This is a genomic window from Novosphingobium sp. GV079 (genome assembly GCF_003058045.1).
GTDB classification, from domain to species: Bacteria; Pseudomonadota; Alphaproteobacteria; order Sphingomonadales; family Sphingomonadaceae; genus Novosphingobium; species Novosphingobium capsulatum.
In genome coordinates this window covers 121,126-144,036 of the sequence record NZ_QBUE01000002.1, presented here as the reverse complement: position 1 = coordinate 144,036, position 22,911 = coordinate 121,126, and the positions used below count along the sequence as shown (strand labels likewise).

The 22,911-nt window shown below is 64.6% G+C and carries 21 protein-coding genes; 5 read left to right on the top strand and 16 right to left on the bottom strand.

All coding sequences use genetic code 11. The annotated features are described in order from the left end of the window. Position 1: 1 nt before the first annotated feature. From nrdR to C8K14_RS02490, 8 genes are all read right to left on the bottom strand, one after another. On the bottom strand, positions 2-439 hold the full coding sequence (nrdR, locus tag C8K14_RS02525) for a transcriptional regulator NrdR (RefSeq protein ID WP_369974032.1): 438 nt from the start codon (positions 437-439) through the stop codon (positions 2-4). A gap of 40 nt (positions 440-479) precedes the next feature. Next, entirely contained in the window at positions 480-1,793 is a 1,314-nt protein-coding gene (glyA, locus tag C8K14_RS02520) for a serine hydroxymethyltransferase (protein ID WP_062782200.1), read from the bottom strand. A gap of 17 nt (positions 1,794-1,810) precedes the next feature. Next, positions 1,811-2,248 (bottom strand): ribose 5-phosphate isomerase B, encoded by a 438-nt coding sequence (gene rpiB, locus C8K14_RS02515; protein ID WP_022675585.1) that lies wholly within the window; start codon positions 2,246-2,248, stop codon positions 1,811-1,813. Between the two features lie 147 nt (positions 2,249-2,395). Continuing rightward, positions 2,396-3,028, bottom strand: a complete 633-nt coding sequence (locus tag C8K14_RS02510; protein WP_022675586.1) for a DUF2059 domain-containing protein — start codon at positions 3,026-3,028, stop codon at positions 2,396-2,398. Positions 3,029-3,212: 184 nt separating this feature from the next. Continuing rightward, a complete protein-coding gene (locus tag C8K14_RS02505; RefSeq protein WP_107715597.1) occupies positions 3,213-5,525 on the bottom strand; it encodes a TonB-dependent receptor in 2,313 nt (770 codons plus the stop codon). Between the two features lie 225 nt (positions 5,526-5,750). Then, complete coding sequence (gene rpoD / locus C8K14_RS02500; RefSeq protein WP_022675588.1) at positions 5,751-7,751, bottom strand: RNA polymerase sigma factor RpoD; 2,001 nt, start codon at positions 7,749-7,751, stop codon at positions 5,751-5,753. Between the two features lie 96 nt (positions 7,752-7,847). Then, entirely contained in the window at positions 7,848-9,713 is a 1,866-nt protein-coding gene (gene dnaG, locus C8K14_RS02495) for a DNA primase (RefSeq protein ID WP_107715596.1), read from the bottom strand. Positions 9,714-9,858: 145 nt separating this feature from the next. After that, complete coding sequence (locus C8K14_RS02490) at positions 9,859-10,311, bottom strand: GatB/YqeY domain-containing protein (RefSeq protein ID WP_022677779.1); 453 nt, start codon at positions 10,309-10,311, stop codon at positions 9,859-9,861. A gap of 162 nt (positions 10,312-10,473) precedes the next feature. Between C8K14_RS02490 and carA the strand changes: the two genes are divergently transcribed. From carA to greA, 3 genes are all read left to right on the top strand, one after another. After that, complete coding sequence (gene carA / locus C8K14_RS02485; protein ID WP_107715595.1) at positions 10,474-11,649, top strand: glutamine-hydrolyzing carbamoyl-phosphate synthase small subunit; 1,176 nt, start codon at positions 10,474-10,476, stop codon at positions 11,647-11,649. 76 nt (positions 11,650-11,725) lie between these two features. Then, positions 11,726-15,040 (top strand): carbamoyl-phosphate synthase large subunit, encoded by a 3,315-nt coding sequence (gene carB, locus C8K14_RS02480; protein WP_107715594.1) that lies wholly within the window; start codon positions 11,726-11,728, stop codon positions 15,038-15,040. A 131-nt stretch (positions 15,041-15,171) separates the two neighbouring features. Next, positions 15,172-15,648, top strand: coding sequence for a transcription elongation factor GreA (gene greA, locus C8K14_RS02475; RefSeq protein ID WP_022677776.1), 477 nt, complete (start codon positions 15,172-15,174; stop codon positions 15,646-15,648). 83 nt (positions 15,649-15,731) lie between these two features. Here greA and C8K14_RS02470 read toward each other — a convergent pair whose 3' ends face one another. From C8K14_RS02470 to C8K14_RS02450, 5 genes are all read right to left on the bottom strand, one after another. Continuing rightward, positions 15,732-15,953, bottom strand: coding sequence for a DUF4170 domain-containing protein (locus C8K14_RS02470; RefSeq protein ID WP_022677775.1), 222 nt, complete (start codon positions 15,951-15,953; stop codon positions 15,732-15,734). 137 nt (positions 15,954-16,090) lie between these two features. Further along, positions 16,091-16,636 carry a hypothetical protein gene (locus tag C8K14_RS02465; protein ID WP_133726747.1) on the bottom strand — a complete coding sequence of 182 codons (546 nt, stop codon included), beginning with the start codon at positions 16,634-16,636 and terminating at the stop codon, positions 16,091-16,093. Further along, positions 16,633-16,980, bottom strand: coding sequence for a hypothetical protein (locus C8K14_RS02460; protein WP_107715592.1), 348 nt, complete (start codon positions 16,978-16,980; stop codon positions 16,633-16,635). The genes C8K14_RS02465 and C8K14_RS02460 overlap by 4 nt, the downstream gene beginning before the upstream one ends. Beyond that, positions 16,977-17,390, bottom strand: coding sequence for a hypothetical protein (locus C8K14_RS02455; RefSeq protein ID WP_022677772.1), 414 nt, complete (start codon positions 17,388-17,390; stop codon positions 16,977-16,979). Before C8K14_RS02455 ends, C8K14_RS02460 begins: the two co-directional genes overlap by 4 nt. Beyond that, positions 17,383-18,006 carry a hypothetical protein gene (locus C8K14_RS02450; protein ID WP_233250867.1) on the bottom strand — a complete coding sequence of 208 codons (624 nt, stop codon included), beginning with the start codon at positions 18,004-18,006 and terminating at the stop codon, positions 17,383-17,385. Before C8K14_RS02450 ends, C8K14_RS02455 begins: the two co-directional genes overlap by 8 nt. Positions 18,007-18,281: 275 nt before the next feature. Here C8K14_RS02450 and eno point away from each other — a divergent pair, with 275 nt between their 5' ends. Next, positions 18,282-19,565 carry a phosphopyruvate hydratase gene (eno, locus tag C8K14_RS02445; RefSeq protein ID WP_022677770.1) on the top strand — a complete coding sequence of 428 codons (1,284 nt, stop codon included), beginning with the start codon at positions 18,282-18,284 and terminating at the stop codon, positions 19,563-19,565. A 190-nt stretch (positions 19,566-19,755) separates the two neighbouring features. Here eno and ribH read toward each other — a convergent pair whose 3' ends face one another. The 3 genes from ribH to C8K14_RS02430 all read right to left on the bottom strand — a co-directional run bounded on the left by ribH (position 19,756) and on the right by C8K14_RS02430 (position 22,074). Then, positions 19,756-20,178, bottom strand: coding sequence for a 6,7-dimethyl-8-ribityllumazine synthase (gene ribH, locus C8K14_RS02440; protein ID WP_107715591.1), 423 nt, complete (start codon positions 20,176-20,178; stop codon positions 19,756-19,758). 5 nt (positions 20,179-20,183) lie between these two features. Continuing rightward, positions 20,184-21,449, bottom strand: a complete 1,266-nt coding sequence (gene ribB / locus C8K14_RS02435) for a 3,4-dihydroxy-2-butanone-4-phosphate synthase (protein WP_107715590.1) — start codon at positions 21,447-21,449, stop codon at positions 20,184-20,186. A 67-nt stretch (positions 21,450-21,516) separates the two neighbouring features. Continuing rightward, positions 21,517-22,074, bottom strand: coding sequence for a homogentisate 1,2-dioxygenase (locus C8K14_RS02430; RefSeq protein ID WP_107715589.1), 558 nt, complete (start codon positions 22,072-22,074; stop codon positions 21,517-21,519). A 168-nt stretch (positions 22,075-22,242) separates the two neighbouring features. Here C8K14_RS02430 and C8K14_RS02425 point away from each other — a divergent pair, with 168 nt between their 5' ends. Then, on the top strand, positions 22,243-22,878 hold the full coding sequence (locus tag C8K14_RS02425; protein WP_107715588.1) for a flavin reductase family protein: 636 nt from the start codon (positions 22,243-22,245) through the stop codon (positions 22,876-22,878). The last annotated feature ends 33 nt before the right edge of the window (positions 22,879-22,911 follow it).

Here is a 22,911-nt window from a genome sequence, read left to right as displayed (position 1 = left end):
GTTACTTGGCCACTTCCTGGATGGAAGAGGCAAATTCCTCGAAATCACGGGCTTCGGAAAAATCGCGATAGACGCTGGCAAACCGGATATAGGCCACGCTGTCGAGCTGGCGCAGCGCATCCATGACCATCTCGCCGATCACCTTGGAGGCGACCTCGCCATCCCCCATCGTCTCGATCTGGCGCTGGATGCCGGTGACCAGCTGGTCGAGGCGTTCCTGCGAGACCGGGCGCTTGCGACAGGCGAGCGCGACGGACTGTTCGATCTTGGTGCGATCGAACGGTTCGCGGCGCGGCTCGCTGCCATCGCCCTTGTTCTTCACCACCAGAACCTCGCGCAGTTGCACGCGTTCGAACGTGGTGAAGCGGGCGCCGCAGCTTTCGCATTGGCGCCGCCGGCGGATCGAGGTGTTGTCCTCGGTCGGCCGGCTGTCCTTCACCTGGCTGTTGTCATGGGCGCAGAACGGGCAACGCAAACGCTCAAAGCTCCGGGTAGATGGGGAACTGCGCGCAGAGGTCCGCCACGGCGTCGCGCACGCGCTGTTCCACCTGGCCGTCGCCTTCTTCGCCATTGCGGGCCATGCCATCGACCACCTGGGCGATCAGCTGGCCGATCTGGCGGAACTCTGCCTCGCGGAAACCGCGCGTGGTGCCGGCCGGCGTACCCAGGCGGATACCCGAGGTGACGAAGGGCGAGCGCTTGTCGAACGGCACGCCGTTCTTGTTGCAGGTGAGCCAGGCGCGATCGAGGCCCTTTTCAGCGGCCTTGCCGGTGACGTCCTTGGCTGACAGGTCCACCAGCATGAGGTGGTTGTCGGTGCCGCCCGAAACGATGCCGAGCCCGGCATCCTTGAGGCTTTCCGCCAGCGCCTTTGCATTGGCCACGACCTGGTGGGCATAGGCCTTGAATTCGGGGCGCAGCGCATCGGCAAAGGCCACGGCCTTGGCCGCGATCACGTGGACCAGCGGGCCACCCTGCAGGCCGGGGAACACGGCGGTGTTGAACTTCTTGGCCAGCGCCTCGTCGTTGGTGAGGATGACGCCCGAACGCGGGCCGCGCAGGCTCTTGTGCGTGGTGGTGGTCACGACATGGGCATGCGGGATCGGCGAGGGGTGCGCGCCACCGGCGACCAGGCCGGAAATGTGCGACATGTCGACCAGCAGATACGCGCCCACTTCATCGGCAATGGCGCGGAACGCCTGCCAGTCCCAAGTGCGCGAATAGGCGGTGCCGCCCGCGATGATCAGCTTGGGCTTGTGCTCGCGCGCCAAGCGGGCCACTTCGTCCATGTCGATCTGGTGATCGTCGGCGCGCACGCCATAGGGAATGGGGTGGAACCACTTGCCGCTCATGTTGACCGGCGAACCGTGGGTAAGGTGGCCACCCGAGTTGAGATCGAGGCCCATGAAGCTGTCGCCCGGCTGCAGCAGCGCCAGGAACACGGCTTGGTTCATCTGGCTGCCCGAATTGGGCTGCACATTGGCGAAATTGCAGCCGAACAGCTGCTTGGCGCGTTCGATCGCCAGGTTTTCAACCACGTCGGCATATTCGCAGCCGCCGTAATAGCGCTTGCCCGGATAGCCTTCGGCATACTTGTTGGTCAGCACCGAGCCGGTGGCTTCAAGCACGGCCAGGCTGGTGATGTTTTCCGAGGCGATCAGCTCGATCTTGGTCTGCTGACGCTTGAGTTCACCCTGGATGGCGGCGAAGATTTCGGGATCGGCCGAGGCGAGATGCTCGGTGAAGAAGCCTGCCGTGCGGACTTCCGGCGATGCGGTGGCAGCGGTGGACATCGGGTGTGGCTCCTGGATCAGAGGGCTGGATTGGAAAGCTTGGTAACGCGGCGCACGTGGCGGTCGCCGGCAAAGGGCGTGGCGAGGAACGCCTCGACGCAGGCCTTGGCCATGTCGAGCCCGGTCAGCCGGGCGCCCATGGCCAGCACGTTGGCATCGTTGTGCTCACGCGAAAGCTTGGCCGAAAACGGCTCACCCACCAGGGCGCAGCGCACGGCCGGGTTGCGGTTGACGGCAATGGAAATACCGATGCCCGAGCCACACAGCGCGATGCCGCGTTCGGCTTCGCCGGCGGCCATGGCGCTGGCCAGCTTGTACCCGTAATCGGGATAGTCGACGCTGTCGCCGTTATAGGGGCCAAGGTCGGCCACATCGTGGCCCAGCTCGCCCAGCCACTGGACAAGATCGGCCTTGAGCGCCAGCGCGGCGTGATCGGAAGCAATGGCAATGCGCATGGGTTATAGCGGTTCCGGTTGCCTATGGTGGGGGTTCTGGCGTCCCCCTAAACCCATTGCGCGCGCTATGCCAGATTAATTGGCCTTATGATGCACCCTTTGCCCAGATGGGTGGGCAGCCCGGCGCGGCAGCCCACCCGTCGCCTCTCATTGCCCGGCGTGGGCAGCGGCGATCTTCTTGGCGACCTCTGGGTGCTGGGTCAGGTAGGTGGTCAGCTCTGCCTTGAGATTCTTGGCCATGCCCATGCCAACTTCCATGCCGTCGCGGTTCATCGCGGTCATCACGGTAACCACGTCAGGGTCCTGCATCAGGTCGGCTGAGCGCGAGAGATAGTGACTACCTGCCGGCGTCTGGGCGAAAGCCAGAATGGCGCGAAGGTCTTCGTGCGAGAAATGGCGGACATAGGCGCGGGTCATGGCATCGACGAGTTCGGGCATGCGGCGCTCCATCGCTGGGCGCATCGCCGCGGGCATCGTTTCGAACATGCGCGCGAAGATCTGCTGCAAGCCGGGATCGTCCACGCCCATGATGCCGGCCATGTTGCCCTGCATGGCGCCCATCATCGTCTTGGTGACGCGCTCGACAATTGCCACCCGCTGTTCGGGCGGCAGGATAACCGCGATGATCTGGCTGGCCACTTGCAGATCGGCAGGATCGAGCGGGCGTGCCGCCGGGGGCGGTGCCGTCTGCGCCTGCGCGGCAGCGGGCAGGGCCACGGCGCTGGCCAGTGGGGCGAGGGCCAGGGCGGCAAGGGCAACGGTTTGGCGGGCAGGCAACATTGGCGGAAACTCCCGGAGGACAAGCCGGGCGAAAGCCGGTGTCGCGGTTCTGTTCGTTGCGCCTTGTTGCGGGCCGGTCAAGGGCGGAAAGCCCAGTGTCAAAAGGATTTATTCGGGCTGCCATAACACGAAACGGGGCGGCATCGCTGCCACCCCGTCCCGATTGTCATGCTGTGCGATGCGATCAGCGGAACGAACCGCTGAACGAGACACCGATCGTGCGCGGATCGTTGTAGATCCCGGCGCGATAGTTGGAGGTGTCGATCACGCCGACCAGGTTGCGCTTGTTGGTCAGGTTGCGGGCGAACACCGCCAACTCGTAGCGACCAAACGCGAAGCCGGCCTTGGCGCCCAGCTCGTAGTTGCCGTCAGAGGCGTATTCCACCGTCTTGTAGGGCACGTACATGGTATAGCCCTGCAGGTTGAAGTCTGCGCCGACGAACGCCTTGAAGTCTTCGTTCAGCGGCAGGTCGTACCGGCCCGACAGGTTGAGGTTGAAGCGCGGCGCGTTGGGCAGCGAATTGCCGTTGATCTGCGCAAAGTAGTTCGCGCCGACCTTGTTGACCGGGTTGAGCACGGTTTCCGACAGCACGCCACCAGCCGAACCGGCCTGGGCAAACACGTTGGGATCCTTGACCTCGGTGTGCAGCACGCTCACGCCGATGTCGAAGCGCAGGTTCTTCGACGGACGCAGGCCCACTTCCGCTTCGGCGCCATAGCCCACGGCCTTGTCGGCATTGAACAGCACGCCGCTGCCATTGCTGTCGTTGCCGTTCAACTGGATGTCGGTGACGGTGTAGTAGAACCCGGTGAGGTTGAACGTCAGCGCGTTATCCAGCCAGGCGCTCTTGATGCCGGCTTCCCACGAGGTGTTCTTTTCCGAATTGGCCGTGGTGAACGGCGAATTGAACACGGCCGAGCGACCCTGGATCGTCGGGCCACGGAAGCCGCGCGCCACGCGGGCAAAGAACGACAGGTCGGAATTGGCGCGATAGAGCAGGCTGGCGTCAAAGCTCGGCTGCGTGTCCGACAGGCGCACGTTGCGCGCAGCCGTGGCCGGGAAGGTCACCACGCCGGCGGCCGTATCGGCCGTCTTGAGCAGGGTGGTGGTCTTGGTGTCGTTGGACAGACGCGCGCCGGCGGTGAAGCGCAGCTTTTCGGTCAGGTCATAGCTGGCCTGGCCAAACACCGCCCAACTGGTGTTGACGTTGTGCAGCAGCACCCAGTTGTTGGGATTGGCACCCGGCGCGCCAGCGTTGAGGAAATACGCGCGCTGGTCGAACTCGGTGTAATCGCGCGAGTCGAAGTAGATGCCGCCGAGCTGCCACTTGAAGCGGGCCGCGTCGGGGCTCGCCAGGCGCACTTCCTGGCTCCACTGGTTGAGGCTGCGCAGCACGCCGCGCGATTCGCCAAAGCCGGCGCCGCCGAAGTTGGACGCCGCGCCGCCGTCGGTGTCACCCCGGCTCGAACCGTGCGACGCTTCATAGGCAGTGATCGAGGTCAGCGTCATGCTGCCGATGTCCTGCACGGCCTTGAGCGAGACGCCCTTGGTCTTGTAGGCCTGCGGGTTGTTGCCGCCTTCGTCATAGGCCACGTTGGTCAGGTCCAGGTTCTGCGGCACGGTGTGCGTGCCCTTCTGGATCGAACCGCGGTAGAAGATCGAGGCGCTGCCGTCGTAATCGCGATAGTGGCCCGACAGGCGCAGCGACAGGGTTTCGGTCGGCTGGGCCAGCAGCTGCAGGCGCACGTCGCGCTCGTTGAATCCGCCCATGACGTTGTTGCCGGGCTTGGTGCCGTCGTCGCTGACGCCGGTGTAGGTGTTGTTGATCCAGTTGTCGCGGTGCTGGTACAGGCCCGACAGGCGGAAGCTGACGCGGCCGTCAGAAGTCAGCGGACCACCGACGCCGGCGTCGATGTTCACGCTGTTGCGGCTGCCCCAGCTGGCGCTGGCCTGGCCGGCCCAGGTTGCGGTGGGCTGGGCGGTGTCGAACTTGACGATACCGGCCGTGGTGTTGCGGCCGAACAGCGAACCCTGCGGGCCGCGCAGCACTTCCACCTGGGCGATGTCGAACGCCGGGTTGGACTTGAGCACCACGTGCTCCATCACCACGTCGTCCTGGATCACCGACACCGGCTGCGAAGCGCCGAGGTAGAAGTCGATGTTGCCAAGGCCGCGGATGTAGAAGCGCGGGAAGATGCGGCCCGTGGTCGATTCGACGTTGAGGCTGGGCACGCGGCCAGCGAGCGAGAGCAGCGTGTCAGCGCCGGCGGCCTGCAGGTTGTGCAGCAGTTCGGGCTTCATCACGGCCACCGACACCGGCACCGACATAATGTTTTCCTGGCGGCGCTCTGCCGTCACGACGATGGCGTTGCCGGCATCGTCAGCAGCGGCGGCGGCCGGCGCAGCGGGTGCGGCATCCTGGGCAAAGGCGGCAGGTGCGATGGCCGCAAAGGCGGCCCCCGCCAGCATGGCGGAAGCGAAACGGGTGGTACGCATGGAATTTCCCCTGACGGAAAGGACGCGGTCTTTGCCGCTGTTGTGTGATCCGGCCGGGCTATTAGCGTTTTGTGTCAAGCCTGTGTCAGACTAATGCAAGGATGTGTCGGTTTCAGTTGATACTGATGCCGCATTGCAACACATACCCTGCACACGAAAAGAGGCGCCAGGCCTGGGCCGGGCGCCTCTCTTGGCCTAGCCGCGCTTGCGGCAGTGCCGCAGCGCTTACTGATCGAGGAACGAGCGCATCTTGCGGCTGCGGCTCGGGTGCTTGAGCTTGCGCAGCGCCTTGGCTTCGATCTGACGAATGCGTTCGCGCGTCACCGAGAACTGCTGGCCAACTTCTTCCAGCGTGTGATCGGTGTTCATGCCGATGCCGAACCGCATGCGCAGCACGCGTTCCTCGCGCGGGGTCAGGCTGGCCAGAACGCGGGTGACGGTTTCCTTGAGATTGGCCTGGATGGCCGCATCCACTGGAATGATCGCGTTCTTGTCCTCGATGAAATCGCCCAGGTGCGAATCTTCCTCGTCGCCGATCGGCGTTTCGAGGCTGATCGGCTCCTTGGCGATCTTCATCACCTTGCGCACCTTTTCGAGCGGCATCGAGAGACGCTCGGCCATTTCCTCGGGCGTGGGCTCGCGGCCCTGCTCGTGCAGGAACTGGCGGCTGGTACGGACCAGTTTGTTGATCGTTTCGATCATGTGCACCGGAATACGGATGGTGCGCGCCTGGTCGGCGATCGAGCGGGTGATCGCCTGGCGGATCCACCACGTGGCATAGGTGCTGAACTTGTAGCCGCGGCGGTACTCGAACTTGTCCACCGCCTTCATCAGGCCGATGTTGCCTTCCTGGATGAGGTCCAGGAACTGCAGGCCGCGGTTGGTATACTTCTTGGCGATCGAGATCACCAGGCGCAGGTTCGCCTCGACCATTTCCTTCTTGGCGATGCGCGCCTCGCGCTCACCCTTCTGGACCATGTTCACGATGCGGCGGAACTCGGCCAGCTGCATGCCCGTGGCCGAGGCAATGTCGGCCACTTCGGCGCGGATGCGTTCGACCGCGCCCGCTTCGGTGGCAGCAAAGGCCGCCCACTTCTTGTCGCGCGTGGCGAGCGACTGCAACCAGCCTTCGTCCAGCTCGCGCCCGACGTAATGGTCGAGGAAGTCCTTGCGGCTCACCTTGTGGCGCTCGGCCAGACGCAGCATCTGCCCGCCCAGTGTGGTCAGCCGGCGGTTGAACGCATAGAGGTTGTCGACCAGGTATTCGATCTTTGAAGCGTGGAACTGCACGCTTTCCACCTGCGCGGTCAGTTCCTCGCGCAGCTTGTGATATTCGGTTTCCTTGGCGGCCGAGAACGGCAGGCCCAGGCCCAGCGCGTCAAGACGCTCGCCCTGCAGCTTTTCAAAGGCGCGGAACAGGCTGGTGATTTCGGCAAAACGCTCCAGCGCGGCAGGCTTGAGCGTGGCTTCCATCTGCGCGAGGGAAAGGGTGTTGTCTTCCTCTTCCTCTTCAGCGGGACGGGCGCGGCGCTCGCGCAGCTCGTCGTCCTCGTCCTCGGTTTCCTCTTCCTCGACGTCTTCCTCTTCCTTGAAGGAAGGGCCAGCGGTGGCTTCGCTGATTTCGCCGTCGGCTTCTTCGCCGTCTTCCGACAGGTTCTCGGGCTGCGGTTCCTTGGACAGCATGGCATCGAGATCAAGGATTTCGCGCAGCTGCATTTCGCCCGCGTTGAGCGCTTCGGACCACTGGATAATGGCGTGGAAGGTGATCGGGCTTTCGCACAGGCCCATGATCATGGTGTCGCGGCCGGCTTCGATACGCTTGGCGATGGCGATTTCGCCCTCGCGGCTGAGCAGTTCCACCGCGCCCATTTCGCGCAGGTACATGCGCACCGGATCGTCGGTGCGTTCGATGGTTTCCTTGCGCTTTTCAACTACCGGGCGGTCGTCCATCCCGGTGTCGTTGTCTTCGGCTTCCTCAGCCTCGCGCTCTTCGGGATCGACCGCGTCCTCGTCGCTCTCGACGATGTTGACGCCCATTTCCGAGATCGCGGCCATGATGTCCTCGATCTGCTCGGAGGACATCTGGTCTTGCGGCAAAGCTTCGTTCAGCTCGTCATACGTGATGACGCCGCGACGCTTGGCGCGCGCGATCAGCTTCTTGATCGAAGCCTCGTTAAGGTCGATCAGCGGTGCATCGCCGCTATCGGTCTTGTCGTTGGAAGCCATTAACCCCGATACCACCCTTTGACGTCGTGCCGCATTGGGCCCCATCGGTGCCCAGGCCAGGATCGCATCCGGTCTCGGGCGATCCATATGTTCCTATTATAACGATGCACGAGTGCGACCCATTTGCCCCAACCTGGCCAGCAAAGCCAGCCTTCGTTGCAGCAATCGTTGTTGTTCGGCAAAGCTATCCTCGGAAAAGTCGTTTTCGAGGCGCTCTGTCGCTCGCGCCAGCGCCGATTCCACCGCCGGAAGATCGACAATCAGCTCGATCGCTTCGGCCAGTTCGTCAAGCGCGGTGGCGCTCGTTTCCGAAAGGAAGCCGAATCGCAGGCCATCGTAATCGTCTGCCGACGGCACCTCTAGCTGCCGCTCAAGCAATATGGGGCGCAAGGCCGTGCTTTCAAGCGGCGCGCCCGATTCGGCAAAGGCCAGCAGCGCATCGAGCAGCGCGGCCATGCCGGCCTGCGCGGGGTGGATGCGCGCCAGCGCCTCGCCATGGCGGGCCAGCGCGGCCGGATGCACCACCAGCCCGGCCAGAACCGCCGCCAGCAGCGCGTCGCCCGAACCGACCTTGGCCGAGAGGCGGCTAGCCGTGGCAGCGGGCAGGGGCGGGGGTGCCGGCTTCCATGGCCCGCGGCCCTGGCGCGGCTGGAACGTGCCACCCTGGCGCGGGGTGAAGGTAGGGCGCTCGCGCCGGGCAAAGGCCAGTTCGCCAAAGCGATCGAGCAGTTCGCGGCGGTAGAGCGTCTTGATATCGGGATGGGCGATGGTGTCGCAATGGGCCAGCAGGCGCGCCTTGAGCCCGGCCTTGTCCTCCGGCGTGGTCAGCGGCGCGGCATCGCGTTCGCCTTCCCACAGCACATCGACCAGGCTGCGCGCGGTGCCGAGCAGATCGAGCATCGCCTCGCGGCCGCGCTTCTTGACCACGTCATCGGGGTCCATGCCGTCGGGCAGGGTGACGATGCGCAGGCTGTGCCCAGGGCGCAGCAGGGGCAGGGCGCGCGTCACGGCCTTCATTGCCGCGCGCTGCCCGGCGGCATCGCCATCGAAACACAGCGTCGGGCATTCGGTCACGCGCCACAGCCGCTCGATCTGGTGCTCGGTCAACGCCGTGCCCAGTGGGGCGACGGCTTCGGCAATGCCGGCGGCGGCCAGGGCGACCACGTCCATATAGCCCTCGACCATCACGATCCGGGCCGACGATCGCGCGGCCGGTGCAGCGCGGTGCAGGTTGTAGAGCGTGCGGCCCTTGTCGAACAACGGCGTATCGGGCGAATTGAGATACTTGGGGGCGTCGGTCTTTTCGGCCGCCAGGATGCGTCCGCCAAAGGCGATGATCCGCCCGCGCTGGTCGGCGATCGGCAGCATCAGCCGCCCGCGAAAGCGATCGTAGGGCGTCTTGCCTTCGACCACGATCTGCAAGCCGGCCTCGATCAGCATGCTTTCGGGAAACTGGCCCAGCGCCTCTTTCAGCGCAGTGCGGCTGTCAGGGGCATAGCCAAAGCCGAATTCACGGGCGATGCGCTCGGGAAACCCGCGCGAGGCGAGGTAGGCCCGCGCTCGCTCGGCTTCTGGCGCTTTCAGGCTGGCCACGAAAAAGTCCTGCGCCGCCTGCATCACATCGTGCAGCGACTTGGCCGCCTGCGCGCGCTGTGCCGCTTGGCGATCCATCTCGGGCATGTCCATGCCCGCCTGCGCCGCCAGTTCCTTGACCGCCTCGATGAATGGCAGGCCCTGGTGATCGGTCATCCAGCGGATGACATCGCCATGCGCGCCGCAGCCAAAGCAGTGGTAGAAGCCCTTTTCGTCGTTGATCGTGAAGCTGGGCGTCTTCTCGTTGTGAAACGGGCAACACGCCTTGAACTCGCGCCCGGCCTTCTGCACGCGGATCGACCGCCCGATCACGCCCGAAAGCGAGACGCGATTGCGCAGTTCATCCAGCCATTGCGGGGTCAGGCTCATGGGCGGTCCCCCTCCCTCGCGCAGCGGGGGAGGGGGACCGCGCGCGCAGCGCGGGGTGGAGGGGGAGAGCCCCCTCCGTCAGGCCGGCGGCCTGCCACCTCCCCCGCTATGCGAGGGAGGATCAGGGACGCTTGCCCCATCATGCTCAGCTCAGCGCCGCCTTCACCAGCCCGCTGGCCTTGCTCATATCGATCTGCGTGCCGTGGCGCGCTTTCAGTTCGGCCACCACGCGGCCCATGTCCTTCATGCCGGTGGCGCCAAGTTCGGCCTTGATGCCTTCGATCGCCGCCTTCACGTCGTCTTCGGAAAGCTGCGCGGGCAGGAATTCCTCGATCACGACCAGTTCGGCCTTTTCCACGTCGGCCAGTTCCTGGCGGCCGCCCTGCTCGAACAGGGTGATCGATTCGCGGCGCTGCTTGACCATCTTTTGCAGCACGTCGATCACCACGGCATCGTCGTCCGGCACCGTCTTTGCGGTGCGCAGTTCGATGTCCTTGTCCTTGAGCTTGGCCAGGATCAGGCGAACGGCGGCAAGGCGTCCCTTGTCTCCGGCTTTCATGGCAGCCACTTGCGCGGCCTTGATCGTGTCGCGGATCATGTCGTGTTTTTCCTGTGGGTGTTCGGGCCGCGCAGGGCGGCGCAAAGGATTCCTCCTAGGACAAACTTTCTTGAACCGCTAGGTTGACGCTGCGGCCATAGGAGCGTAGCGGCCGGGCCTTAGCAACATCGCCAGAACCCCTGCCAACGGAGCGCCCCCATAATGGCCGACCCCGCCCTTTCGCTTGCGTCCCAACCAGAAGGATCGACGGGTGTTCTCGTCCTTGCCGACGGTTCGGTCGCCTGGGGCCGAGGCTTTGGCGCCGTGGGTGAAGCCGTTGGCGAGGTGTGCTTCAACACCGCGATGACCGGCTACCAGGAAGTGATGACCGATCCGAGCTATGCATCGCAGATCGTTACGTTCACCTTCCCGCACATCGGCAATGTCGGCACCAATGCCGAAGACATGGAAAGCCATGGCGTGCCCGGTGCCGTGGGCTGCGTGGTGCGCGAAGACGTGACCGCGCCGGCCAACTTCCGCGCCCAGGGCACGTTCCAGCAGTGGATGGAGCGCCAGGGCCGCATCGGCTTGGCCGGCATCGATACCCGCGCGCTGACCCGCCGCATCCGTCTGTCGGGCGCGCCTAACGCGGTGATCGCGCATCACCCCGAAGGACAGTTCGACCTTGAAGCGCTGCTGGAAAAGGCGCGCGCCTGGCAGGGGCTGGAAGGCCTTGACCTCGCTCGCGTCGTCAGCCGCGAGGCCCGCGAAGAATGGCAGGGTTCGGTCTGGCACTTGGGGCAGGGCTATACCCGCCCCGAAGGCACTGGCCGCCCGCACGTGGTCGCCATGGATTTCGGCGCCAAGGACAATATCTTCCGCAATCTGGTCAAGGCCGGGGCGGACGTGACCGTGGTGCCGGCGCAGACCGGGTTTGACGATATCATGGTGCTCAAGCCGGCCGGCGTGTTCCTGTCCAATGGCCCGGGTGACCCGGCCGCGACCGGCGCCTATGCCGTGCCGGTGATCCAGCAGCTGCTGGCGGCCGACGTGCCGATCTTCGGCATTTGCCTCGGGCACCAGATGCTCGGCCTGGCTGCGGGCGCCAAGACCACCAAGATGAACCAGGGCCATCGCGGCGCCAATCATCCGGTCAAGCGCAACGAAGACGGTGTGGTGGAAATCACCTCGATGAACCATGGCTTTGCCGTGGACAACACGCCCGGCGCGTTGCCCGCAAACGTGATCGAAACCCACGTCTCGCTGTTCGATGGTTCCAACTGCGGGATCGCGATCACCGGCAAGAAGGCGTTCGGCGTGCAATACCATCCCGAAGCCTCACCCGGCCCACAGGACAGCTTCTATCTGTTTGAAAAGTTCGTGAGCATGCTGGGCTAAGCGCCCAGCCATCGTTTCCGAACCCATTCGCCGTGCCCGGCACGGCTGACGCCAGAACAAAGACAAAGGCCCACCCATGCCCAAGCGCACTGACATCTCCTCGATCCTGATCATCGGCGCCGGGCCGATCATCATCGGCCAGGCTTGCGAGTTCGACTATTCGGGCACGCAGGCGGTCAAGGCGCTCAAGGAAGAGGGCTATCGCATCATCCTGGTCAATTCCAATCCGGCCACGATCATGACCGACCCGGAAATGGCCGATGCCACCTATGTGGAGCCGATCACGCCCGAAGTGGTGGCCAAGATCATCGCCAAGGAACGGCCCGATGCCGTGCTGCCCACGATGGGCGGGCAGACCGCGCTCAACACGGCGCTGGCCCTGGCCAATGACGGCACGCTGGAAAAGTATGGCGTGACGATGATCGGCGCCAACGCCGAGGCGATCGACAAGGCCGAAGACCGCCAGAAGTTCCGCGACGCGATGGACAAGATCGGGCTGGAATCGGCCCGTTCGGGCGTGGCCCACACGGTGGAAGAAGCACTCGCCGTGCTCGAAACCACGGGCCTGCCTTCGATCATCCGCCCCAGCTTTACCCTGGGCGGCACCGGCGGCGGCATTGCCTATAACAAGGACGAGTTCATCAAGATCGTCCGTGGCGGCCTGGAAGCATCGCCCACCACCGAAGTCCTGATCGAGGAATCGCTCCTCGGCTGGAAGGAATACGAGATGGAAGTCGTCCGTGACCGGAACGACAATTGCATCATCATCTGCTCGATCGAAAACGTCGATCCGATGGGCGTGCACACCGGCGATTCGATCACCGTGGCCCCGGCGCTGACGCTGACCGACAAGGAATACCAGATCATGCGCAATGCATCGATCGCGGTGCTTCGCGAGATCGGCGTGGAAACCGGCGGTTCCAACGTGCAGTTCGCGGTCAACCCCAAGGATGGGCGCCTGATCGTGATCGAGATGAACCCGCGCGTCTCGCGCTCCTCGGCGCTGGCGTCGAAGGCCACCGGCTTCCCGATCGCCAAGGTCGCGGCCAAGCTGGCGGTAGGCTATACCCTCGACGAGATCACCAATGACATCACCGGCGCCACGCCGGCGAGCTTTGAACCGACGATCGACTATGTCGTCACCAAGATCCCGCGCTTTGCCTTTGAAAAGTTCAAGGGTTCCGAACCGCTGCTCTCCACGGCGATGAAGTCGGTCGGCGAAGTCATGGCGATCGGCCGCAACCTCAAGGAATCGCTGCAGAAGGCGCTGCGCGGGCTGGAAACCGGCCTCGACGGCTTCAACCGCTATGATGCCCTTGAAGGCGCGACGCGCGACGAGATCAACGCCGCGCTCAGCCGCGCCACGCCCGAGCGCCTGCTCGTGGTCGGCCAGGCCTTCCGCGAAGGCTTCAGCGTCGAAGACGTCCACGCCGTGACCAAGTACGAACCCTGGTTCCTGCGCCACATCGCCGAAATCATCGCCGAGGAAGAAGCGGTGATCCAGCACGGCCTGCCCGTGACGGCCGAAGGCATGCGCCGGTTGAAGGGCATGGGCTTTTCCGACAAGCGCTTGGCCAAGCTGGCGGTGCGGTCGGCGGGCCTGGTCGGCAGCCCCAACCACGCCCGCTCGGGCCTGGTCCACGATGTGGTTTCGGCCATGGCTGGCGCCACCAGCGAGGCCGAAGTACGCAAGCTGCGCCACAAGCTGGGCGTGCGCCCGGTGTTCAAGCGCATCGATAGCTGCGCCGCCGAATTCGAAGCGGTCACGCCCTACATGTATTCCACCTATGAAGGTGGCCTGTTTGGCGAACCCGAAAACGAAGCCATGCCCAGCGATCGCCGCAAGATCGTGATCCTGGGTGGCGGCCCCAACCGCATCGGCCAGGGCATCGAGTTCGACTATTGCTGCTGCCACGCCTGCTTCGCGCTGGAAGACGCCGGGTTCGAGACCATCATGGTCAACTGCAACCCGGAAACCGTTTCCACCGACTATGACACCTCGGACCGCCTCTATTTCGAGCCGCTGACGGCGGAAGACGTGCTGGAAATCCTTGATGTCGAGCGCTCCACCGGGGAACTGGTCGGCGTGATCGTGCAGTTCGGCGGGCAGACCCCGCTCAAGCTGGCGCAGGCGCTGGAAGACGCCGGCATCCCGATCTTGGGCACCTCGCCCGACGCGATCGACCTCGCCGAAGACCGCGAGCGCTTTGCCGCGCTGGTCGAGCAGCTTGGCCTCAAACAGCCGGCGAACGGCATTGCCCGCAGCCGCGACGAAGCCATCGCCGTGGCCAGCCGCATCGGCTATCCCGTGCTGATCCGCCCCAGCTACGTGCTGGGTGGCCGTGCCATGGAAATCGTCGACAGCCAGGCCCAGTTGGAAGACTACATTGCCACGGCGGTGCAGGTTTCCGGCGATAGCCCGGTCCTGATCGACCAGTATCTGCGCGATGCGATCGAATGCGATGTCGATGCGCTGGCCGATGGCGAAACCGTGCGCGTGGCTGGTGTGCTGCAGCACATCGAGGAAGCCGGCATCCATTCGGGTGACAGCGCCTGCACCCTGCCGCCCTACAACCTGCCGGCCGAAATCGTTGCCGAAATGGAGCGGCAGGCGGTTCTGCTGGCCCAGGCGCTGCAAGTGCGGGGCCTGATGAACATCCAGTTCGCGGTCAAGGATGGCGACGTTTACCTGATCGAAGTGAACCCGCGCGCCAGCCGCACCGTGCCGTTTGTGGCCAAGGCGGTGGGCCAGCCCATTGCCAAGTATGCCGCCCGCGTGATGGCCGGCGAACGCCTGGCCGATCTGCCCGAAATCCGCCGCGACATCGATTACATGGCGGTGAAGGAAGCGGTGTTCCCGTTTGCGCGCTTCCCCGGCGTCGATCCGGTGCTCTCGCCGGAAATGAAGTCGACCGGCGAAGTCATGGGTATCGACGACAATTTCGGCATGGCTTTCGCCAAGGCGCAGCTGGGCGCCAGCACCCGCCTGCCGCAGGGCGGCACGCTGTTCGTCTCGGTCAAGGATACCGACAAGCCGGTAGTTCTGCCGGGCGTGCGCAAGCTGGCGGCGATGGGCTTCAAGATTGTCGCCACTGGCGGCACTGCCCGCTACCTGGCTGACAACGGCGTGAACGTGGAACAGGTCAACAAGGTGGCCGAAGGCCGCCCGCACATCGTCGATCGCATCATCGATGGCGAGATTGCCCTTATTTTCAACACGACCGAAGGCTGGCAAAGCCACAAGGACTCCGCTTCGATCCGTGCGTCGGCGCTCAATGGCAGGGTTCCCTACTTCACCACAGCCACCGCATCGGTGGCTGCGGCAGAGGCGATCGAGGCTTTGCGCAGTGCCGAACTTGAAGTGAAGTCACTGCAAGACTATTATCGTTGATCGTCCAAGGGTTCCCCTCCCACAGCGTTGCCCATCGCGGCTGAACGTGGCCAGGCTGGTTTCCAGCCCGGCGGGGGAACGGTTTTCCCTCGAACCCATTGGGCCAGGGAATTGAAAGAGAAGGATTACGGATGGCCAGTGTTGAAAAGCTGCCGATGCTCCAGGAAGGCTATGAAAAGCTGACTGCCGAGCTCAAGCTGCTGCGCGAGGAGCGTCCCCGGATCGTAGACGCCATCGAGGAAGCACGCGCCCACGGCGATCTTTCCGAAAATGCCGAATACCATGCCGCGAAGGAACGCCAGGGGCAGGTTGAAGCGACGATCGCCGATCTCGAAGACAAGATCAGCCGCGCGCACATCATCGACCCCACCACTTTGTCGGGTGACCGCATCGTGTTTGGCGCCACGGTGACGCTGCTCGACGATGATGAAAAGCCGGTGCGCTACCAGATTGTGGGCCAGGCCGAGGCCGACGCCAAGCGTGGCCGCATCAGCTACAATTCGCCGCTCGGCCGCGCGCTGATCGGCCGCAAGGTGGACGAGGAAATCGAAGTCACGGTTCCCTCGGGCGACAAGTTCTACCTGGTGCAGAAGATCGAGTTCATCTGAACCGATCCTGCGCAAAGCCATCAAAAAGCCCCCGGAAACTGCTGTTTCCGGGGGCTTTTTGCATTGGCGCGATCGCGCTGCGATCAGGCGTCGCTTTGCGCCGGATCGAGCAGCTTGTGGAGGTGGACCACCACATAGCGCATTTCGGCATCGTCAACGGTGCGCTGCGCGGCCGAACGCCAGGCTTCTTCGGCCGCGGCGTAATCGGCATAGACACCGACGAGATCGATGGCTTTGAGATCGACGAAATCGAGCGTCTGCGGGTCCTTGACCCGGCCGCCCATCACGAGATGGAGTTTCTGCATTGTGGCCCTTCCCTGGGAGGATGCCAAAAGCCGATGGCAAACTGTGCGGCTTTGCGCAAGACCCGTGCGCGGCTGCACATTTGCAACCTGCGCACGGGCATTTGCGCAAAACGGCGCTGGGGGCAGGGCGGGCGTGCTCAGCGCTTGAGGCGGGCGGCCAGTTCGCTGGCCTTCGCCAGCGCCACGTCGGCCGCCTCGCGTGCGGCGTTGGCAGCCACTTCGGCCAGATCGGTCGCCTTCTTGCGTGCTTCGCCGGCACCCTCGGCCACCTTGCCGCCCGCTTCGCTGCCGATGTCTTCCAGCTTGTGCACGCCTTCGCGGCCGGCATCGGCCGCCTTTGCGGCATAGGCAAGGGCGATCTCTGCCGCCAGCGTCGCCAGCGTGCTGGCTTTCTTGCCGAGCCCGGCGGCGACCTGCTCGGCCGGTTCGGCCAGGCTGGCAAAGGTTGAGGCGGCAGTCGGCTTGCGGCTGCGCGTGGCCAGCTTGCCGACGACCAGGCCAAGCGCGATGCCACCGGCCAGCGCCGCCAGAGGGTGCTGCTCCACCACCTGGCGCACGGTGCTGCCCACCTCCGCAGCCTTGGCGCGGGCCTGGGCCACGCGATCGCTCGCCTGGCTACTATCGTCGTCCTGCGCCGGCACTACCGGGGTCAGTTCAGGCGTCTGCTTCGTGTCGTCGCTCACCATAATCCTCCAGTTTTGCGCCCCCACTTGCGATTTTCGCGCTTGCCGAACCATCCGCTCGGCCGCTTGTCCCACAGCCATTGGCCAAGGGCCATCAGCGGCTCGCGCAAGGTCCAGCCTGCGAGCACCACCAGGGTAATGATCAGCGCCGGTGCGGTATCCTTGATCACCGTGCCGGCGCCGTCGATGGCTTCCACCATTTCGTCGATCAGGCGATCACGCAGTCGCTGCCCCAGGGAGCGCGCGGCCAAGTCATCCTTGAGACCGACAAGTTCCGATCGCATGTCTTGCCAGGCCTGCGCGCGCGCCTGGGCGGCGGCCAGCAGGGTTTCCTCGGCGCTCATGCCGCTGTTTCCTGCATGGCGTTCTCCTGCTCTACGGCAGCAACCACTGCCGCTTCTGCCCGGGTGGGCTTACCCAGCACCGTATCGCGCGCATCGCGAAACGCGCGCACGGCGGCGCGGAAGCACAGGCCGCTGAGCAGCATGAGGCCCAGCCCGACCACCGCCAGCGCCCCCCACGCCGTCAACAGTGGCGCCAGCGCAATGAGCAGGCCCACCACGAGCGCCACCAGGGTCAAGCCGCCGAACGCGCCAGCCAGGAGCAGATAGACGGCCACGCGTTTACCCCGGCTCCAGCCAAAGCCAACGCGCGCCTTCTGATAGGCCATCTCGGCGCCGAGAACGGCTTCACCCTGGCGGAACAGCGCTTCGAGTCGCGCGGCCAGCGGCGTGGCCTCGCTGCTGTCAGGCATCCGTGCTGTCGCCACCGCGGAACAGGCGCGCCAGCACGAAGCCGGTCACGGCCGCGATGCCAAGCGCGGTGGCCGGGCTCTTGCGCACGAAGGTCTTCACGTCTTCACCCAGTTCGGCAAAGTCCTTGGATGCGAGCTTGTCGGCGGTGTCTTCCACGCTCTTGCCAGCGGTGCGGGCATAGTCGCCATACTTGACGCCAAGCTTTTCATCGATCGCGTCGGCCGAACCGGCAATGGCCTTGCCCACGGCTGCAAGCGCTTCGCTGGCCTTGGCCTTGCCATCGTGCGCCAGATCGGCGCCCTTGTCCTTGGCCTGCGCGGCCAGGGCCTTGGCCTCGTCAGACCACTGCGCGGCGGTGTCGCTGGCCTTGTCCTTGTAGACCTGGCTCTTTTCCATTGCCTCGGCCTTGAGCGTTTCGGCGCTGCTGCGTGCTTCGTCCACGGCCTGGGCAAAGCGGGTCTTGGCCTTTTCGGCCAGATCGCGTGCCGTGGCGGCCAGGTCGTGCGCCTTCACGTCGACGGCATCGGCCGCCTTGGTGCCGGCATCCACCAGATCGGCGCCGGCATCCTTGATGGCAGCTTCGGTTTCGTTGGTTTCAGGTGCGGTGTCGGCCATGAGAATCCCTTTCTCTTTCGACAAATTCGTATGCCACAATCGTATGCCCTGCATGGGCCATGGATCGGGCGGCGTTCAGGTGTTGCACTGCGGCATTATTTGCCGCTCTACGCCATCTTGCAAGCCAACGCCGCTTGCTTGCCAAGGTTCCACCCGATAGGAGCCCGGCAGGCCGGTGAAGTCCAGAGAAACTTGCCCTGGATAGTTACACCGTCGTTCGCTGCTGGAAGCAGGCCCACTGGGGGCCGGCCACCGAAAGCCAAGGGAAGCCGATCATGACCGCGATCATCGATATTCACGCCCGCGAAATTCTCGACAGCCGGGGCAATCCCACCGTCGAAGTCGACGTTCTCCTTGACGATGGCTCGTTCGGCCGCGCTGCCGTGCCGTCCGGCGCCTCGACTGGCGCGCACGAAGCAGTCGAACTGCGTGATGGCGACAAGAGCCGCTATCTGGGCAAGGGCGTGACCAAGGCGGTCGACGCCGTCAACGACGAGATCAGCGAAGTCCTGCTCGGCCTCGACGCCGAAGACCAGCGCGACATCGACATGGCGATGATCGAACTGGACGGCACCGAGAACAAGGGCCGCATCGGCGCCAACGCCATTCTCGGCACCTCGCTCGCCGTGGCCAAGGCCGCTGCCGATGCGCGTGGCCTGCCGCTCTATTCCTATGTTGGCGGTGTTTCCTCGCACGTGCTGCCGGTACCGATGATGAACATCATCAACGGCGGCGAACATGCCGACAACCCGATCGATTTCCAGGAATTCATGATCATGCCGGTGGGCGCGCCCACCCTGGCCGAAGCCGTGCGCTGGGGCGCGGAAGTGTTCCACACCCTCAAGAAGGGCCTCAAGGACAAGGGCCTGGCCACCGCCGTGGGCGACGAAGGCGGCTTTGCCCCCAACCTTGCCAGCACGCGCGATGCGCTCGATTTCGTGATGGCCTCGATCGAAAAGGCCGGGTTCAAGCCGGGCGAAGACATGGTCCTGGCGCTCGACTGCGCCAGCACCGAATTCTTCCGCAACGGCAAGTATGAAATCAGCGGCGAAGGCCTCTCGCTCAGCCCCGATGCCATGGCCGATTACCTGGCCGCGCTGTGCGATGCCTATCCCATCCTGTCGATCGAAGACGGCATGGCCGAAGACGATTTCGAAGGTTGGGCCGCGCTCACCAGCAAGATTGGCAAGCGCGTGCAGCTGGTCGGCGACGACCTGTTCGTGACCAACCCCAAGCGCCTGGAAATGGGCATCGGCAAGGGCCTGGCCAACTCGCTGCTGGTCAAGGTCAACCAGATCGGCACGCTCACCGAAACGCTCGAAGCCGTCAGCATCGCGCAGCGCGCGGGCTATACCGCGGTGATGAGCCATCGTTCGGGCGAAACCGAAGACGCAACCATTGCCGACCTGGCAGTGGCCACCAACTGCGGCCAGATCAAGACCGGCTCGCTCGCCCGTTCCGACCGGCTTGCCAAGTACAACCAGCTGATCCGTATCGAGGAAGAGCTGGGCCAGGCCGCGCGCTATGCCGGCCGTGGCGCGTTCGGGCGCCTCGCCTGATCCGGACATAAAAAAACCCTCTCCCCGCCGGGGAGAGGGTTGGGTGAGGGGGTGTTGGAATGTCGTTCGGAACATTCCCTCCCCCAGCCCCTCCCCCAAGCGGGAGGGGAGTATAAAAGAAAACCCCTCCCGCAAGCGGTAGGGGAGATTGAGGAGCCTCCACCGCTTTGCGGGGAGGCGCCTCAGGCGATCAGTCGCCCCACTTCTGCTTGAGATCGTATAGCGCCAGGGCCGCCTTGGCCGCTTCGCCGCCCTTGTCCTTCTGCGCCGGATCGGCGCGGACCAGGGCCTGCGCTTCGTTTTCCACCGTCAGGATGCCATTGCCGATCGGCAGGCCGTCCATGGTCAGCGCCATGATGCCGCGCGCGCTTTCGCCGGCGACGATTTCAAAGTGATAGGTCTCGCCGCGGATCACGACGCCAATGGCGACATAGCCATCATAGCTGCCGTCCTGGTCAGCCAGCGCAATCGCCGCCGGAATTTCCAGTGCGCCGGGAACGGTGACGACATCGGCCTTGTGGCCGGCTGCCTTGAGCGCGGCGCGGGCGCCGGCGATGAGCTGGTCGTTGAGATGCGCGTAGAACCGGGCTTCAACGATGAGGAACTTGGCCAAGAAACTTACTCCGCTGGAATCGGGCGCTCGCCCACGATGTTGAGGCCATAGCCTTCGATCGCGATCGGCGTGTGGTGGGAATTGGACAGCAAGACCAGGTCGTGGATGCCAAGATCGGCCAGGATCTGGGCGCCGATACCATAGGCGCGCAGGTCCATGTCCTGGCCCGGCGTAGCGCCGCGCACGGGATCGCTGTCTGCGGTCGGGAACAGCAGCACGATCACGCCGGCCCCAGCGCGGCCGATTTCGGTCATTGCGCGCTGCAGGGTGCGCTTGCGCGCGCCGGCCCGGCCCAGCAGATCGTCAAACGCGGAAAAGGCATGGACGCGCGCCAGCGTGGGCGTGCCGGGAATGACCTGGCCCTTTTGCAGGACCAGGCTTTCGGTGCCATCCACCTTGTTGCGATAGGTCAGCACGCGCCAGTCGCCGCCATAGTCAGACGTGAACGGCACTTCGGCCACCTTCTGCACCAGATGGTCATGCCGGCGGCGATATTCGATCAGGTCGCGGATCGTCCCGATCTTGAGGCCGTGGCGCCGGGCAAATGGAACGAGATCGTCCATTCTGGCCATGGTGCCATCGTCCTTCATGATCTCGCAGATCACACCCGAGGGGTTGAGTCCGGCCAGCCGCGAGATATCGACCGCCGCTTCGGTATGGCCGGTGCGCACCAGCACGCCGCCATCGCGTGCGATCAGCGGAAAGACATGGCCGGGCGTGACGATGTCATGACGGCCCTTGGCCGGATCGATCGCCACGGTAACGGTGCGGGCGCGATCGTGCGCGGAAATGCCCGTGGTCACGCCTTCGCGCGCCTCGATCGAAACGGTGAACGCGGTTTCGTGGCGCGTGCCGTTGTTGCGGCTCATCAGTTCGAGGCCAAGTTCCTCGACGCGCGCGCGGGTCAGCGTCAGGCAGATCAGCCCGCGCCCGTGGGTGGCCATGAAGTTGATTGCGTCGGGCGTGGCCATCTGGCCGGGGATGACCAGATCGCCTTCGTTTTCGCGGTCTTCGTCATCCACCAGGATGAACATGCGGCCGTTGCGTGCTTCCTCGATAATCTCTTCGATCGGCACGATGGCGGGGCTGTCGTCGCCCTCGGTCAACACCCGCTCCAGCTTGGCCAGCGTGTCGGCAGTGGGATTCCAACCGGGCGAGGTGCATTCGCGCAGGGTGTTGGCGTGCAGGCCGGCCGCGCGGGCAAGCCCTGCGCGCGACATGCCGCCTTCGGTCACCAGCTTGCGGACGCGTTCGATGAGTTCGTTTGACATGCACCTGCATTGTCACATCGAAATGTGATATGCAAGAGGGTGTATCACATTGCTGTGTGAGTATTGGTCAGCCTTGCGGCACGACCAGAACCGTGATGGTGCTGGTGGCGTTGCCAACGATCTGGACGACATGGTCGCCCGGTTGCAGCGCGAAATCGATGATCTTGCGAATGCCGCTGCAATCCGGCCCATGCCCGTGCGCGGTGGTGGGCAGTGCAGCCCCGGCCGAGACCAGATCGACCCAGGCGGCGGAACTGAGTGCAACGCGATAGGTGCCCGCAGTGGTGACGTGCAGGGCAACCATTCCGCCGAAGGTGCCCGGAGCCGCAGGCTTTTGCGGCGGCAAGGCATAGTGCACTTCGGCCATGGGGTGCAGCGTCAGCGCTTCTGCTTCCCCCGGCGCAATCTTGGTCATGGCCAGGCCGGGGCGATCGGTGGCGCTTTCCAGCGTTGTCGCATTGCTCCACGCGGCAAAGGCCGGGGGCAGGGCGGCCGGCGTGGCGGGGCAGGCGGGCGCGCTGCTGGGCGCCATGGGCTGCGCGAACGCGCTGCCTGCCGACGAGGCGGCGAGGAGGGCCAGCGCCGAAGCGGCCAGGCGGCGGAATGAAAGGCTGGACGCGCGCATGAAGATCCTCGCTTATGATGATGTTTCTGCATGCATAGCATGCGGCAGACGGGGATGGCCATGGTGCCGCTTGCGGTCTTCGCGCGTTGTGGCCGCGCGGGCATATGGACAGCGCCTGGCGTGCGGCCCAAAGAGCGCCGGCGGCGTGGCGCGTGATGGAGACAACTGATGGAGTTCGATTTTTCGCAGATGGCGGCGGGTGATCGCTACAAGCTGATGAGCGCCTCGGTCACGCCGCGGCCGATCGCGTGGGTGACCACGCGATCGGCCGCCGGGGCGGCCAATGCCGCGCCGTTCAGCTTCTTCAACATGGTCGCCGCCGATCCGCCCTTGCTGACGATCGGATTCCTGCGCCAGGCCGATGGCCGCCACAAGGATACCCCGGCCAATATCCTGGAAACGAAGGAATTCGTTGTAAACCTTGTGTCAGAAGATGACGCGGAAGCGATGAACTTTACCTGCATCGATGCCCCGCCCGGATTTGACGAAGCGGCACACGCCGCCCTGTCGCTGGCGCCGTCGAGCGTGGTTGCGCCTGATCGCATCGCTACGGCCCCGGTATCGATGGAATGCCGGCTCTATCAGGCGATCGAGGCGGGACAAAGCACGATCGTGCTGGGCGAAGTCGTGCGTTTCCATATCCAGGACCGCTTCATCGACGTCGATCGCCTCTACGTCGATACCATGGCCATGGGCCTGATCGCGCGCATGCATGGCGCGGGATGGTACAGCCGCAGCGATACCTCGTTCCAACTGGCGCGGCCGCGTTATGCCGATTGGCTGGCGGAAAAGAATGACGATTGATTGACGGGATTCGTGCGAAACTGTTGCAATGCG